We start from the raw sequence: 18,173 nt of genomic DNA on the forward strand, positions 1-18,173 counted from the left end.
TATTTCTTCTATTGAAAGCATTATTGAAGGACTACATTGTTGAGTACACAAGGTGAACGTTACGTGAAACACCTAGACTGTTTATGTGATTCTCTACTTTTTTAAACCGTAGTGATAACACAATATAAAAGAGGTCTTATTTGATGAATTTTGTAAGCGTAAACAAATTAAATTAAAAACGTTATGGCAAAATTTATATTAATGATCGGTGCAGTCGCATTAGTTGGGTTCTTCATTTATTTAGCATTTAAAAAATAAGGTAAATACTATGTTGAATTATTTTAAACGAATTAATTTCAGAGCTATGATCATCATCATTCTTTGTAGTATTATTCTCTTTTCTTGTAAAGGTGGAGGGCGAGAGCAAATGAATATTGATAAGGAAGTGAATAGAATCTCTTTGTCAGATGATTTTGTTCCTAATTTAGGTTTTCAAGAAACAAGATATGTATCAGCCTATTCTAATCTTTACTACAGAAGTGCAGAAAAAAATGTCTATTGTACAGTAGTCTTGAGTATTCGAAATACGAGCCTTACAGAGTCAATTTATGTTGACAAAGTAGATTATTATAATAGTTTTGGAGAGTTGGTATCAATATACGTTCAAGAAACACATAAGCTCAGACCTCTTGAAACAAGAGAATTTATTGTAGAATACAACGATCAAAAAGGAGGATCGGGAGCGAATTTTATTGTAAATTACGGCGCTGAGCAAGAACTGTTGGATTTACCAATCATAGAAGCAGTAAGTATTGGTCACGTAGGCAGTAATGGTTTTGCCATCACTTCTCCTTCAAAAGTCATCTCTTCCATTAATGCTATATAGAACAGTAGTAAACGAGAAAATTAAGTTGTCATTTTGAAACAATTAGAGAGACTTCAAGAGCAAAACTATTAGTGATAAACCACAACAACAGACAGAAGCTAAATGGACTGAAATCTCGTTAAAAGTTGTTCTATTGTTAAAATTAAATTCCTTTATGTTGAGTAATGAAATTATCTTATTAATTGCTTTTTTTATTGCAGTAGGTATTTTGCTTTATAACCCAAGCAAATATTACGGAATTCCCGCTGCATTGATTTTCATCGGTGTGGGGCTCTTTTTAGGGAACGACAGTGAATCTTCCTTTGCATTTCATAATCCTACTCAAACAGACCTTATTAGTCAATTGGCACTCGTTGTTATTATCTTTGTAGGAGGGTTGCATACCAACATCAAAGACATTAAAAGGGTATTTGCCGAAGGGTTATTACTTTCCAATGTCGGTGTTTTTGTCACCTCTTTCACCTTAGGTTATTTTGCGAGTTTAGTGACACCTTTGTCGATTGTGGAAGGTTTGTTACTTGGAGCTATTATTTCATCTACAGATGCAGCCGCTGTTTTTGGCGTATTGGAATCGAAGGAAATGAAGATGAAATACAATACGGACAAAGTGTTGGAGTTTGAATCAGCAACCAATGACCCGATGGCACTTATTTTAACGTTGATTTTTGTAAGTATCATTAAAGCATCTGGTGCAGAGGTCTTTTATTTGGATTACCTGACATTTTTTGTACAACAAATATTCGTGGGATGTGGATTATCTTTCTTCCTATTTTTGATCATAAAATACATCCTTGAGAAAATTCAGTTTGTAGAAGAAGGATTAATTCCAATTTTCTTATTGTGTGCCTTGATTGTATTCTTAAAGATCAATGACTTTTTAGGAGGTAATGCCTTAATAGGTGCTTACATTTTAGGGGTGATGTTAAATACTGTAGAGTACCATTATAAGGACAATACTCTACACTTTTTTAATAGTATTTCATGGTTAGCTCAATCTATTATGTTCTTATTATTGGGGCTTCAAATCAATCCAAAAGAACTATTAGAGATTATTCCTTTGGCCATCTTACCAGCATTATTCTTATTCTTCATTGCAAGACCTTTGGGAGTTTTTACCTCTTACATTCCGATGAGACATTCTTTCAGAAAAAAGCTATTCATATCATGGAGTGGATTAAAAGGAGCAACACCTATTGTATTTGCATTGATTCCATTGTTAGAAAACTTACAGAATGCTGAACTCATTTTTTACATCGTCAGTTTCATTGTTTTCTTATCTTTACTGATCCATCCTTTCTCAATGGAATGGGTAGCAAAGAAAACAAAGGTTTTAAGAGCTTAAAGTAAACGACGATTATTATGATTTTAGAAATGGCAAACCTCCAAGTGAAAGAAGGAATGGAGCAGCAATTTGAAATTGATTTTGAAACGGCAGGGCAATATATTAGTTCAATTGAGGGCTATAAAGGGCATACTCTCCAAAAATGTATTGAACATAAAAATAAATACTTATTATTAGTGAACTGGGACTCAGTAGAGGCACATGAAATTGGATTTAGAAAGTCCGAAGCTTATTTAAAATGGAAGGCTCTTTTGCATCATTATTATGAGCCTTTCCCAGAAGTTGAACACTATTCTACTGTTTTGGAAAATAGTTTCTAACAAATATTTATTGTATTTCCATAAAAGTGAGTATATTCATCGAGTCAAATGGGGCTTAATGATTTTATTGAAATAGTACACTTCAAAATTAAAGGAACTATTTCCAGTCTATTGATTTAAAATTAAAGTGTTAATATTAAAAAATATTAAATAAATTATTTTTCGTAAACGAAATTAAATGACCGACGTTACATCATTCTATCATTAAACATTTATTTTATGTAAAAAGCAAAGTCTATTTATTTTCCTAACTAATTATTCTATTTATTGAATAAGCTTAAAGCTTAAAAAAACTTCAAGAACAAATTAAATAATGAAAAACACATTTCTAATCTATTTATCCCTAATTCTATTAATGGGAACTAAAACTTACGCTCAAAAACAGGAAGTTCCGTTGCTGGATCGAGAAATTTTCTTTGGAAATCCTGAAATCGCAGGAGGGCAATTAAGTCCTGATGGGAAATTTATTTCATTCTTAAAAGAGTACAACGGCACACTAAACATCTGGGTTAAAAAATTCGATGAGCCTTTCGAAAAAGCAAAGCCACTAACAGATAATGAAAGACCTATTGGAGGGTATTTTTGGACGTACGATGGAAAGTACATCCTTTATGTTAAAGACAATAAAGGCGATGAAAACTTTAACGTGTATGCCGTTGACCCAATGGCCGAAGTCAAAGAGGGCGTACCTGAAGCAAAGAACCTAACGCCTCTTAAAGATGTAAGAATTCAGATCTATCAAGTAAGCCGTAACCAACCTAATATTATGATGGTGGGTATCAATGATCGTGATAAAGCTTGGCATGACCTTTACAAAGTGGATATTGCTACAGGTGAAAGAACATTGATCTTTGAGAATAATAACCGTATTACAGGTTGGAATTTTGACTGGGATGAAAAGCCAAGGTTAGCTTACAGAACAAATGATAAAGGACACTCTGAAATTATGCGTGTTGATGGCGATAATGAGTTCACAAAGATTTATGAAACAAACCTAAAAGAAAGTGCTTACGTAAGTGGGTGGAACAAGGATAACTCTCGTTTCTATTTAGTATCGAATAAAGGTGATGTTGATTTGTCAACCTTATATTTGATGGATCCTCAAACAAAAGCCACCGAAAAAGTAGAAAGTGACCCTAAGAATAAAGTAGACTTTGGAGGTGTGTTTATCGATGATAATACAAGAGAACTTTTATATACATCTTATACTTACGATAAAAGAGAAAGACTTTGGAAAAATAAAAAGTGGGAAAAATTATTCAAGCATTTAGAAAAGCAATTCAAAGGTAGAGAAGTTGGATTTTCTAGCTTCACTAAAGATTACAAGCAAATGCTGATTTCGGTGTCAGGTGACAAGTATGCTCCTGAGGTGTATTATTATAATAGTGATACTAAAAAGCTAATTCACCAATATACTCCAAAACCAAAATTGAAAGAAAATGAGCAGTATCTCACTGAAATGAAACCGGTTACTTATAAAAGTAGTGATGGTTTAGAGATTCCTGGTTATTTGACTATTCCAAAAAATAAAGAAGCAAAAAACCTTCCGCTAGTAGTGTTAGTACATGGTGGACCAAAAGGCCCAAGAGATTACTGGGGTTATAACTCTTATGTTCAAATGTTGGCTAATAGAGGCTATGCAGTATTACAACCTAACTTTAGAGCAAGTGGTGGTTATGGCAAATCCTTCTTAAATGCAGGAAACAAAGAGTGGGGGAAACTGATGCAAGACGATATCACTTACGGTGTGAAATATTTAATCAATGAAGGGATTGCAGATCAATCTAAAGTAGCGATAATGGGAGGAAGTTACGGTGGTTATGCTACTCTTGCCGGACTTGCTTTTACACCAGATTTATATACGTGTGGTGTTGATATCGTAGGTCCAAGTAACTTATTTACATTATTGGAGTCTATCCCTCCTTATTGGGAGTCATTTAGGAAATCATTATATGAAATGACAGGAGATCCTGAGACAGAAGAAGGTAAAAAACTGATTGAGGAAGCAAGTCCTTTATTCCATGTGGACAAAATGAAAAAACCTCTATTGATTATTCAAGGTGCAAATGACCCAAGAGTAAAGCAAGCAGAGAGTGATCAGATTGTTGTAGCATTGAGAGATGCAGATAAAGAAGTGGAATACTTGTTAGCTGATGATGAAGGGCATGGTTTTAGAAAGCCAACCAACAACATGGCGATGTGGGTAGCAACAGAGAAGTTCTTGGCAAAGCATTTAGGTGGAAGGTATCAAGAAGGTGGTTCTGATGAAGTCATGAAACGTCTAGGTGAAATTACTGTTGATGTATCAAAAGTGACTTACACTCCAAAAGAAGAGGTAGCAACAGATAAATCTTTTGCATTTGCCACTACTGATATCAATGAAGGGGAGTATGATTATGATGTAACCATAGAAGTTCAAGGGAAGAAAATTCCTATGACGACGCATCGTTCCGTGAAAAAAGAAGGCGAATTTACCACAATTACAGATAAAGCGAATTCACCAATGGGTGAGGTAATGGATAAACTGTACGTAAAGGATATGAAGCCGGTGAAGAGAGAAATTAATCAAGCTGGACAGACTTTCTTGATGACTTTTACAGACGAGAATGTGGAAATTGAAATGATGGGACGCAAATTCAACATTCCAGTCGATGGAGCTGTTTTATGTGCTGATATAGGGTTAGATCTCTTCTTAGCAAGACTTCCATTAACAGATGGTTATGAAACGGTTTTTGTTTCTCCTGACTTGATGACTCAAAAGATGAAACAGTTAAAAGTTAGTGTAAAAGAGAAGAAGGATGATAAGTTGACAGTTGTTCAGGTTACTAACCTTGATAATCCTAAAGAGATCATAGAATTTACAATCAATATGGAAGACAAAATGAGTGTACAAGACACTAGAATTTCTCCACAAATGGGTAATGCAAAAATCACTTTCGTATTGAAACAAGATAATTAAGATATTTAGTATCGCTGGTTTTTTTTAAAACCACGGGCCGCTTCCTTCATTGGGAGTGGCCTTACTTTTTTTCATAATTTATTATAACAAATAACAGAATAAGGTAATTTATCCTTTTGATTGTTAATGCTACTACTGAGTTGATGTGTGCTTTGTTTGCTGATTTGTAGTTCCTTGAGTGAGTTTTGTATCGAACGTGTGAAAATGTTTAAGATCAAAATGTTTGTGCGCTAACTATATTTGGAGACTACAAAATTTATTACAATCAGCAGAATCAATTTAATGAGAAAACTTACCACTATTTTAATGCTATTATTAATTTCAAATCCATTAATAGCACAGTCAGACTTTTTGACAATTGAAAATGATAGCACTGAAAAATATCCCTATACTTTTCCAATATGGGGACAAATTCTAGAAGAAAAAGGAATTGATTTTCCACTTCCAGCAGGTATTTCTGTTCACTATGTATACAACGAAATGTATTTGGGGATATCAGAATTTGGAATGGGGATCAATGGAACAGACCTTTCCTCGATCTTAAATGAAGAAACGTTAGGCTTTCAAACCACAAGGGCATATTCCAATGGTATAAATTTAAGAGGGGATTTATTTACATTACCATTTCTTAATGTATATGGATTATTTTCATATGTTGAAGGAGGTACTGAAGTAGCATTACAACCTGATTTTGGTTCGGGAAAAATGCCTCTTTTTAAGTCCAGTGTAATTTTTGATGCTATATCATTTGGTGGAGGAATGACGCTCAACTATGGTTATAAAGACTATTTTATTTCTGCCGATGTGAATTATTCAGGTACTCATACTGATTTGTTGGAAAATGATGTCAATGTAGTAGTGACCTCACTACGAGTTGGTAAAACGTTCCATCTAAAAAAGAAGGATAGACTTGTCAATTTTTATGTCGGAGCCATGTATAGGAACTTTAATAGTAGAGAAACTAATATGGGAGCAATTCAGGTCAAAGAAGCATTACCGGAGTTAGATAAACATTATAATGATTGGTATAATCAACTTACGCCCATCCAACAACGCTTATTGGACAAGACAATCAATAGTATAAATGAAGAATACAACTTGGAAATAGGAGAAGGAGGAGTTATGAATTCAACAGTAGACTATCACATCAAAAAAGAACTAATTAAGAAATGGACATTCCAATTTGGAGGGCAATTTCAGCTGAATAAAAGAATCTGGCTGAGGGGAGAATATGGGGTTTCTGACTATTCAAAATTTATTATGACAGGTATCAATTACCGATTTGGAATTTAGAAAATTTAAACCCTTGCCAAATCGTTTTACTTTCACTCATATTGTTTAAATTAGATTTATCTTGAAACAAAATTCTGATAAAAAATGAGATATAAGTTATTTGGTAAGTCTGGTTTAAAAGTTTCGGAACTATGTCTGGGTGCAATGACATTCGGAGAAGAATGGGGAACAGGAGCTGACTTTGAAACTTCAAGTAAAGTATTTGATACCTTTGCCGATGCTGGAGGGAATTTTATAGATACAGCCAATTTTTATACCAATGGAACATCCGAAAAATTTCTAGGTGAATTTGTAAATGGAGAAAGGGATCGTTACGTTTTAGCCTCAAAATACACTTTGATTGAAGATGCCAGCCACCCCAATGGAACAGGTAATTCGAGAAGAAATATGATGCGTACAGTGGAGGCTTCATTGAAAAGAATGAACACCGATTATATGGATATTTTATGGGTCCATATGTGGGATTCGACTACACGTGTAGATGAAGTACTTAGAGCTATGAACGACTTGATTGCTCAAGGCAAAGTATGTTATATTGGTATTTCAGATACTCCTGCTTGGGTTGTTTCCAAAGCCAATATGATGGCTGAATTAAGAGGTTGGGAAGAATTTGTAGGACTTCAGGTAGAGTATAGTCTGGTTACTCGCGATATAGAAAGGGAATTATTGCCAATGGCCAAACATTATGGAATGTCTGTGACGACATGGTCACCTCTTGGTGCAGGTTTGCTTTCTGGTAAATACAATAATGGTATGATAGAAGAGGGTAGGCTTTCCGAGAAAAGTGTAAAGTTTAATCCCCATAATATCGCAATAGCAAAAAAAGTAGCTGAGATTGCTGACAAATTGGGTAAGTCTCCTTCTCAAGTTGCATTGAACTGGTTGAGAGCTCAAGATAAAAGTATTATACCAATTATTGGTTCAAGAAAACCACATCAGGTAGAGGATAATTTGAAATGTCTGGAGTGGGAATTACCAAAAGAGGACCTTGAAATTTTAACTGATATCAGTAAAATTGATTTGGGCTTTCCTACAAAATTCTTGAAAGAGGATAATGTAAAGAATTATGCTTTTGGAGGTTGGTATGATAAAATTGATTTTTAGAAAATAGTAGGATATTGAGAACTGAGGTAATATATGTTGCCTCAGTTCTTTAACTGTGAAAATAAGAGTTGTATTTTTTTTAGATTATAATTAAAATAAGAAGTGTCATAAAATGTCACTACTAAAGTTAAACCTTAAGCTGCTGTTTGCGTATATTAACAAAAATCAAAGCTACTACTAAATTAAATAATCAGTCTCCTAACATTAAGTAATTCAATTGTAGTCATTTAATATTTTACATTTATATTTTAACGATCATATCGATTTGTAGATGTGAAAATTTAGATGGGTGGAATTTTTTTGTTTATTGTTTTGCGAAAGCTGTTGAACCATTAGATATGATTAAAAATAAATACCCAATATTATTCTTTTTTTTACTAGGTATATTCCTAGTGGTAAATGCTGCTAATGCACAAATAAATACTTTTACACAAATTGGGAGTTCACCGACACAAAGTGTTATTCTTTCATGGGATTTTGAAGTGACAGCGATTACACCCTCTGTTTCTGATTTTACAGTTAAAGAGTTGGTGGGTAATGCGGATATCACTTCTTCATGTGAGATTACGATAATTGAAAATACACCGAGTACAGATTATACTATATACGTAAATCTTGGAGGGAATTATGCAGATGGAGTGGGGTTTTCATTGACTTATGATCCTTTGACAACTACCTCCGCAGACACTTATACTATTGATACAAGTGCCGGGTTAGAATCAAGTGCTACTCAATTCTCATTGAATTCAATTTCAGATCTTGGAGAACTGAATAATGATGGTGTAACGAGTTTGAGTAATTTATTATTTACAATTAACTCTACGGCCACTAACATTGTCTATTTAAAATCAGGTCTGACAACAATTGGGACAACTATTGCAACGGGTTCAGCAGATTTATTAGTTTCTTCTACTTTGGGCGATGGGGATCATACCATATATGCTTACGGTGAAGATACTAACGGCGATCTTACTTTTACCTCTCAACCTGTTAGTGTTACTATTGATACTGCTGTACCTGCAACGCCAGGAACGTTAGATTTGAAAACAACAAGTGACAGTGGAAGTGATAACTCAGATGACCTCACAAACGATGATACACCAGAAATAAATGTTGCATCACTTGCAGTTGAGACAGGAAACGAGGTCGTTTTTGAAAGCGATGTTGATGGTGAAGTCGGACGCTTCAATTATAGTGCGTCACCCTTTGATTTTACTTTGAATAGCTTGACTGATGGAACGCATAGCATCACATGTATGGTGGTGGATTCGGCAGGAAATGAAGGACTTTCGTCTTCTGCTTTATCGATTACTATTGATACAGGTATTCCTTCAGACCCAGTATTAAGCTTTTTATCAACTTCTGATACAGGAAGAGATGACGAGGATGGGAAAACGAACGATGATACACCCGTTTTTAATGTAGTGTCTGAGTCAGGTACTACGATAGAGTTATTGGAAGGCACGAATTCTAATGGAACACTCAGTAGTACAGGTGATGATGACATTACAGCAACATCACTAACAGCAGCTGGAAGTTATAATTTTACTGTAAAAGTTACTGATGAAGCTGGTAATGAATCCAATGCATCAAATATAGAGGTTGTAGATTATAAATCAGTATCAATTAGTGCGTTGTCAACTCCTACTTTAGCAGCAGGCTCAGATTCAGGCACAACAAGTGATAATAAAACAAACGACCAAACGCCAACTTATTCCTTTTTAGGTCTAGATGATTCAGATGATAAAGAATTAATTATAAGTAGTAACTTGGATGGTGAAGTGGCAAGAGAAACGATTACTGGAACCAATCAGGATATCACTTTGAGTACTCTATCTGAAGGGACTCATACATTGTCATTTCATGCTGAGGATGTCTATGGAAATGTGGGGGCTTCTGGAAGTATCAATTTGGAAATCGATATAACACCGCCAACATTGACGAGTGTAACGATTATTTCTAATAATGCGGACAATACTTCAATGGTAGCAGATGGGGATCAATCTACCTTAACTTTTATAAGTGATGAAAATTTGCAATCTTCATTTAATGTGACATTAGGAGGTATTTCAGTCACACCTTCTAAATCTGGTTTGACGTATACAGCAGCAAGAACATTTTCCACACCAGGTGCTTATACCAATGTTGGTTTTTCAATTCCTGTTGTAGATGAAGCAGGTAATGTGGCTTCAACTGTAACGACAACAACTAACAGTTCTACCAATACCTTTTTCCCTGCCTTGACAAATACAGTTACAGCTCCGGGTACAACTATTTTTTGTAATTCCGATAACTATACTTACACCATAACTGGTACTTCTGCTGTAGGCGGTTCCGGCTCATACACATATTCATGGCAACGACGAAAAGATGGAGGGAGTTACATTAATTTGAATTCCTATGGAGAAAGCTATACTGAAACATCCGGTTTATCAAGCGGGGTCTACACTTATCGAAGAGTGGTAACGAGTGAGGGGATTGCATTGAATTCTAACACTATCTCTGTTAATATAAATGCTGATATATCTTCTAACACCATCAGTTCTACTAGTGCTGCAGGGTATTGTAATACGATAGCAGCAAATACCTTGGTTTTTACAGGATCAACACCTTCAGGAGGAAATGCTTCTTATACTTACCAATGGCAAATGAGTACAGACGGAGGTGACAATTGGGGAAATATATCAGGAACTTCGATTTCATATACTCACTCACCTGTAATATCTTCAGCAGGGACATATATGTTTAGAAGAAGAGTGAGATCAGGCGGATGCGAGTCCTTTTCAAATACACTGACGTATGTCCTAACTTCTAATATTTCCAATAATACAATTACAAATTCCTCTGGAACCTTAGTGTGTTTATCTGAGCCTATAATTATTGTAGGTTCTTCCCCTTCAGGAGGAAGTACGGCTTATAGTTATCAATGGCAGCAAAGCTTAAATGGAGGTGGATATACAAATATTTCTGGAGCAACTTCACAAAGTTATTTCTTGTCAAGCGTATCTACGGCGGGAAATTATACTTTCAGAAGAATTATAACTTCTGAAAATTGTACCTCTACGTCTTCAGCGACATCAACGATTACGGTGCCATCTGAACCCACGGGTTATACATTGTCTCCCACTACCACCAACTATAGTGATCAGCAAACTGCAGGTGTAGCTTTAGCAGCTTCAGGATTGGGAGCCGGGGAAAATTTTTACTGTTCTGGACCAGGAGTAGTAAGTACGGGAAGTGGACCAGGAGAAAATTCTTTCTATCCTAATTTGGCTGGTCAAGGGACTCATATTGTTAATTACCATATTACTAAAGGAGGGTGTGAGAAAATTGACCAAGTTTCTTTTACGGTTTATGATGGTTCAAGTGTTATTAACCTCAATCCGCTTTATTGTGAGGATGATGCAGCTGTTGCATTATCTATTCCAGGAGGAACCCCTTCATTTGTAGGTGGTGTTCCGCCCTATACATTAGTACGTTTTGAAGGAACTGGTACTTCAGGAACTGGTACACCATCTGGTGCAACTTTTACGCCTGCTACTGTAGTAACTTCTACTGCTGATGGACAAGATGAAACAGTGACAATTACAGCTGTATACCAAGATAACACCCCATTGGTACCTTTAGAGTTTAGTGTTTCACAATCCGTAACTGTCACTAAGAACCATGTAGCGGATATAAATATGAGTCAGCTCAATTATTGTATTGATGCAGCAGACTTTAGTGTGAATGCAAATGTAGACGGTTCATTGACAACTGATGGTACATTCCGTTTAGATTCAAACATCCCAAGATCAAGCCCTATTACTATCTCTCCATCAAGCTTATCACAAGGAAACCACACTCTAACTTATACTTATACAGATGGAAATGGATGTTCTGCGACTGATGTTGTCAATTTTTCAATAAATCTATTACCAACGGTTAGTTTTGATTATACAATGCCATCAGACGATGGAGATTTTTGTTTCGATGCAGATACTGTATTTTTACAAGGTAAATCAGGAGGAGTGGATGTATCTTCAGGTGTATTCTCTTCTTCTGATGCAATGGCAGGGGCAGTAATTAGTTATGGTGATGGAACAGGTGCATTTATTCCATCATTGGCTAATGGAGATGAATTTGATTTGAATGAAGATTTTAAAATTACGTTTACATATACTGATGGTAATTCATGTGCAAACTCGGTTGATTCAATTGTTACAGTTTATGGTTACGAAGAAGTGACATTAGCAAGGAGTTCATCTTCGGATTCAGTATGTTTTAGCGAGGGTGACGTAACCATTACTCCAATGGAAGGAGGTGCCGCTTATTCGGGAAGTGGTGTAACTTGGAGTATTGATACTGGATCCAGTGGAATTACAACACAAATGGATGGTACTATTCTATTTCACCCTTCTGTAGCTGCTACAAATGCAGGAGAGACAAGTACAAGTGATTACTCTACACATGTCATCACTTATTCTTATGAAAATACTGAAGGGTGTACACGAGAAGTAAGGGATACCCTTTATGTAAAGCCATTACCTGTGGCACCCACTCTAATATCTTCTGTTCCAGATTATTGCTCTCAAGATACCGGTTTACAAGATTTAGAAGTTTCAGGCGTAATGGGAGCACAATTCGCATGGTCTTCCGATGCATCTTTTTCAACCATTCTAAGTACATCTAACACATTGACGCCTGCAGATGTAGGTATGGTATCTACGGTGACCACTATTTCTTATTGGGTAAGGCAAACCAATGCTGAATCGTGTACATCAGCTCCTTTGAAGGTGGATATAACAGTTTACCCTAAAGCTCCTTCGCCAACATTGGCAACAGGGAATCAAACCGTTTACTGTTCAGGTGAAACAATATCTTCTTTATCTGTAGCAACTCCAGGTAATAGTATTAAATGGTATTCAGATGCATCACTCACTACTCAAGTAGGATTTGGGGATAGTTTTACGCCTGCTATCAATACCAATGTGTCAGCAGATTCGACCATCACATTCTATGTTACCGAGACTACGAATGGTTGTGAAGGGCTTCCAACATCAACTACTTTGACAATTTATAAAACTCCAGATCCACCCACTTTTAATCCTGTAACCTTACTATGTTCTGGAGATGCATTGTCAAGTTTAAACATTGCATCGGGTTCAAATGTCAGGTGGTATTCAGATGCTTCGGCTACAACATTATTAGGAACAGGTAATAATTATTTACCATCCTTTGGGACAGATGTGATAAATGATTCAACAGTGACGATATATGCTACAAGTACTTTAAATGGTTGTGAAAGTAGTACTTCTTCAGTGGATATCAATATTAATGCATTACCAGCAATGCCGACTGTTCCTGCTGTATCACCTTATTGTGAGGGAGATATGATTGGAGCAATGACGGCGAGTGGTGAAACTGGAGCTTTGTTTGAATGGTACTCTGATGAAACACTGTCTTCTTTAGAAGCGACTACGGCAACCTATGACCCAATGATGAATGCTCCAAGTTATCCAACGTTAGATACGTTGAATTTTTGGGTAATTCAGATTGCAACAGATGGATGTGAAAGTGAACCTTTGGAAGTGGATATACCTGTTTACCCGAGACCAGTGGCACCGACTTTATCGGCGAGTAATCAATTGATCTATTGCTCTGGAGAAGTGATAAATCAATTGTCAGTGGCAACTCCTGGAAATAATATCAAATGGTATTCTGATGCTGGTCTAACAAACCAAGTAGGTTTCGGTGATGATTTTACCCCAGCCATCAATACCAATGTAGCAGCAGATTCGACCGTTACTTATTATGTAACAGAAACAACGAATGGTTGTGAAGGTGCTTCTACTTCAACAACACTTACAATTTATAAAACACCAGACGCACCAACATTTAATCCTGTATCATTGGTTTGTTCTAGAGGAACGTTATCAACGATCAGTATTGCTACAGGCTCGAATATTAGATGGTATGCAGAATCTTCTAAGACCACATTATTGGGTACAGGTAACACTTACTTACCTTCGTTTGGGACTACAGTTGTCAATGATTCTACAGTAACTATTTACGCTACTAGTACTCTGAATGGATGTGAAAGTGTAGTGTCTTCGGTGGATATTAATATAAATGCATTACCGGCTTTACCGACCGTGCCAAGTATATCACCTTACTGTGAAGGAGATGCATTGTCGGCCATTACTGCATCAGGTGAAGCTGATGCCAGTTTTGAGTGGTACTCTGATGAAAGTTTGATTTCAAGAGTAGCCACAACAGCTACATTTGACCCAATGACTAATGCTCCAAGTTACCCGACTTTGGATACTTTAAATTATTGGGTATTACAAATTACCTCTGATGGTTGTATGAGTCCACCCTATAAAGTGGATATACCTGTTTATCCTCGCCCGGTAGCACCATCACTTGATGCTAGTAATCAATTAGTATATTGCTCAGGAGATATCGTTACCTCACTATCAGTAGCCACTCCCGGAAATAATATCAAATGGTATTCTGATGCAGGTTTAACAAATCAGGTTGGTTTTGGAGATGACTTTACGCCAGCTATTAATACAAATGTTTCAGCAGATTCAACCGTCACATACTATGTGACAGAAACGACGAATGGTTGCGAAGGAACAGCCACTTCAACAACACTGACGATTTACAAAACACCAGATGTCCCAACTTTTAATTCGGTTTCACTGATCTGTAGTGGAGATCCATTGCCAAACTTAAGTATTGCGACAGGTGTTAATGTCAGGTGGTATTCTGATGCATCCAAAACAACCTTATTAGGTTCAGGGAATAATTATTTACCAACTTTCTCTTCTACAGTAGTAGCAGACTCTGTTGCTAGTCTTTATGCCACAAGTACTCTGAATGGATGTGAAAGTGAAGTCGGACAAATTGATATTTCTATTAATGCTCTTCCGGAAGCACCGGTTGTAGCGGCGATTGCACCTTATTGTGAAGATGATCTGATTCAACCTATTTCAGCTTCAGGAGAGAGTAGTGCCAATTATGAATGGTACACTGATGCAGGATTAACATTAAGAATATCTACAGATCAAGTTTTTAGCCCTGGTATCAATGCTCCAAGTTTTGCCTCTCTTGATACAATTAATTATTGGGTAGTGCAGATCACACCCGATGGCTGTAGTAGTTTGCCGACTCAAGTTGATATTCCTGTATACCCAACTCCAACAAAACCTGTAGTTGATAATCGTGCTCCTATTTATTGTTCAGGAGATGAAATTCAGCCTATTACAGTGACTTCCGGAACGAATATTAGATGGTATGATGATGCATTATTGTCAAGTATTGTATCCACCAATACCTCTTTTACACCTCCTGATCCCAATAGTGCCCAAGATTATGCGAAGACTTATTATATCACCCAAACAGTAAACGGTTGTGAGAGTGATACCACTGAAGTAACTATGACGATCAATAGGAGACCTGAGATTCCGACAGTAGCAGCGACCTTGAGTTATTGTTCGGGGGATATACTTCAACCTATGATTGTATCAAGTATAGTGGAAGATGTGACTTGGTATAGTGATGCAGCCTTGACGAATGTGGTTGGGACTACCAACTCATTTACACCAACAGATCCAACAACTGTAACAGAAACAACAACATATACTTATTATGTAACGGATTCTCATTTAGGATGTGAAGGCGCACCACTTCAATTGGATATTGTGATTCACCCACTTCCATTATTTGATTTATTTGGAATAGATGAGGGGCAAGTATTCTGTCAAAGTGATGATAATCCTTTGGTCATTACTACGGTGTCAGGAGGAGTATTGACTTCATCAACAGGTGCATTGATTCGTTCAAATAATGAAGTAGTACTTGAAAACTCTCCATTAGGAAATCATACCATCCGTTATACTTATACCAATGAAAACAATTGTGTCAATTATGTAGAAAGAAACTTTACAATAGTAGATGTACCTGATGTGAAGTTTAATTTTGATGTATTTTGTGATACTAAAATAGTTCAATTTAGGGATTTAACAACAACAGCAGATTCTACAGTGATCACCAGTTGGTTTTATGATTTTGGAGCAGGTGAAGGATCAAAATACATTACAAGTGCTGATTCAGCCGCTTCCTATGAGCATACTTTTTCTACAAGTGGTTTTAAAACGGTCACTTTAACAGTTGAAACCAATGCAGGTTGTACCAATATATCCACATCTCAAAGTATATACATAGGCACACCACCAAATGCCGATTTTGAATGGAAGATTTCTGAATTTGGAGCGGATATGGAATTTGAAGAAATATCATCCGTTGTAGATTTTGATACATTGTCAACTTGGGAGTGGGACTTTGGAGATGGAACAAGTGCTATGATTGATGCCACTACAAATGCAAATGGCGCCATTACACATAAATATGGTCAGGTGGGAACCTACGATGTTGATTTAACGGTCACCACAAAACGAGGTTGTTCTAAGGTGATTTCAAAATCAGTGTATGTCATTCCAAGAGTTTACCTCACGAATGAAGAAGATGAATATTTTGAGGATTTCAATGGTGCCGATGGAGGTTGGATACCTAGGGGTACAGCTTCAAGTTGGGAACATGGGGTAGCTCAAGGCGAAAATATTATCACAGATACCAAGGTATGGGTTACTAATTTGACTACGAATTATAATGTAAGTGAAGATTCTTATCTCAATACACCATCGTTTGATATTTCAGGCTTAAGTCGACCTGCCATTATTTTTGATATGCAGTTGGATGCTGAAGCACATATTGATGGGGTGACCTTGCAATACTCATTAGATTCAGGACAAACTTGGAATGTACTTGGAGATATGAAAGATCCTATCGGTTGGTTTAATAGTTCCAATATACTTTCAGACCCTGGTAATCAGGTAGTAGGAGGTAATACCGATTCAAAAGGATGGACAGGTAATACTGAAGAAACTGGCGGTATATTCAGAGAAAATAAATCCATACGACACAATTTGGATCAGTTTATTGGAGAAGAACATCTAAGATTAAGATTTGCCTTCAAGTCCAATTCTGACCTTGAAGATGAGGGAGTGTCCATTGATAATGTATTTATTGGTAACCGTAAGAAAGTAGTAGTGGTAGAGACCATGACGAATGCAGGACAACAAGAGGATAGTCGAGAATTACCAGATTTAGATTCTGTTTTAAATACTATTGATCTTGACGTCTTAGCCATCAATTATCATATTAAAGTAGATGGAAAAAGCGATTCCTTAAATATTGATAACCCTGAGCCTTCAAGTGGTCGAAGATTTTATTATGGTGTGACTGATGCACCAAGTACAATTGTAGACGGAAGTAGTTTCAGCGGTCACACAGAAGATTTTATTGATAATTACCAAAATATTATTGCCACAAGAGCCTTATTAGACCCTAAGTTTGATATTGATATAAGTTTACCAAATCCTTCTGATCCAGATGAAATTGAAATCACTTTGACTTCCAACGCCAATTTCTCAGGAGAAGTAAGTGAGATAGTAGTCCATGTAGTGACAGTTGAATCTGAAATTTTTGGAGTGGAAGTAAGTGAAGGTGTATTTACACATCATAGTGTCATGAAATCGATGAGTCCAGCTCCAGGAGCAGAAGGGACGAGTTTCTTTGGAAGAAGTTGGTCGCCAGGAAGTCAAGAAACCTTTACTGTAGCTTGGGACAACCCACAAGTTTACGATACCGATAAAGCAGAAGTAATTGTATTCGTTCAGGATAATACAACCAAGGAAATTTTCCAAGCCATTCGAAGAGATGTATCTCACCTTGTATCTACTGATCCTAAAAATGTGACCAGTAATGATCCAATTTCAGGAAATGTAGAATGGACTGTTTACCCAAATCCAACATCAGGAAGTATTACTGTAAAAAGTCCAAGTACTTTATTTGATGCACAATGGGTCTTGACGACTTTGGCAGGGTTAGAAATCAAATCAGGAAATTTCTCAGGGAATAATTATAGCATTAATTTAGAGCACCTACCTTCAGGAGTATATTATTTAAATCATTTTGATCAGAAAGGACAAATTGGAAAAGCTCAGAAGGTTGTTGTAATGAAATAGATAGAAAACTTGAGAAATTATTTTTACATTGAGGTAGTAAGGAGATAACTGTTAAAGTTGTTTTTTGAGCTTAAAAAAATAGAACAAAAGTTTTTGAAAATTTTTTAGTGCTAAATTAAAATGGAAAATAAGATAACAATACTTTGGTTCATAATTGGTTTTCCTTTGTTTATTATTTCGAACCTATATAGTGATTATGATTCAAAAAATGAGGAAGAATACTTAAATAAGTACGCTGTAAACTAAATTTTCGAAT

7 protein-coding genes are annotated in these 18,173 nt (G+C 36.2%); all 7 read left to right on the top strand.

All coding sequences use genetic code 11. The features are described 5' to 3' along the window. Positions 1 to 304: 304 nt before the first annotated feature. The 7 genes from PL77_RS20770 (at position 305) to PL77_RS20800 (ending at position 17,917) form a co-directional block, all read left to right on the top strand. A complete protein-coding gene (locus tag PL77_RS20770) occupies positions 305 to 826 on the top strand; it encodes a DUF3124 domain-containing protein (RefSeq protein WP_172665917.1) in 522 nt (173 codons plus the stop codon). Positions 827 to 980: 154 nt separating this feature from the next. Continuing rightward, positions 981 to 2,168, top strand: a complete 1,188-nt coding sequence (locus tag PL77_RS20775; protein ID WP_044209759.1) for a potassium/proton antiporter — start codon at positions 981 to 983, stop codon at positions 2,166 to 2,168. Between the two features lie 29 nt (positions 2,169 to 2,197). Beyond that, positions 2,198 to 2,488 (top strand): antibiotic biosynthesis monooxygenase, encoded by a 291-nt coding sequence (locus PL77_RS20780; protein WP_253274005.1) that lies wholly within the window; start codon positions 2,198 to 2,200, stop codon positions 2,486 to 2,488. A gap of 313 nt (positions 2,489 to 2,801) precedes the next feature. Continuing rightward, positions 2,802 to 5,447, top strand: coding sequence for a S9 family peptidase (locus PL77_RS20785; protein ID WP_082026661.1), 2,646 nt, complete (start codon positions 2,802 to 2,804; stop codon positions 5,445 to 5,447). Positions 5,448 to 5,729: 282 nt separating this feature from the next. Further along, positions 5,730 to 6,740 (top strand): hypothetical protein, encoded by a 1,011-nt coding sequence (locus PL77_RS20790; RefSeq protein WP_156152461.1) that lies wholly within the window; start codon positions 5,730 to 5,732, stop codon positions 6,738 to 6,740. 84 nt (positions 6,741 to 6,824) lie between these two features. Next, positions 6,825 to 7,844, top strand: a complete 1,020-nt coding sequence (locus PL77_RS20795; RefSeq protein WP_044209765.1) for an aldo/keto reductase — start codon at positions 6,825 to 6,827, stop codon at positions 7,842 to 7,844. A gap of 338 nt (positions 7,845 to 8,182) precedes the next feature. Continuing rightward, on the top strand, positions 8,183 to 17,917 hold the full coding sequence (locus PL77_RS20800) for an Ig-like domain-containing protein (RefSeq protein WP_044209768.1): 9,735 nt from the start codon (positions 8,183 to 8,185) through the stop codon (positions 17,915 to 17,917). Positions 17,918 to 18,173 lie beyond the last annotated feature (256 nt).

Origin of the sequence: Flammeovirga sp. OC4 (genome assembly GCF_000812565.1) — a bacterium.
Lineage (GTDB): Bacteria > Bacteroidota > Bacteroidia > Cytophagales > Flammeovirgaceae > Flammeovirga.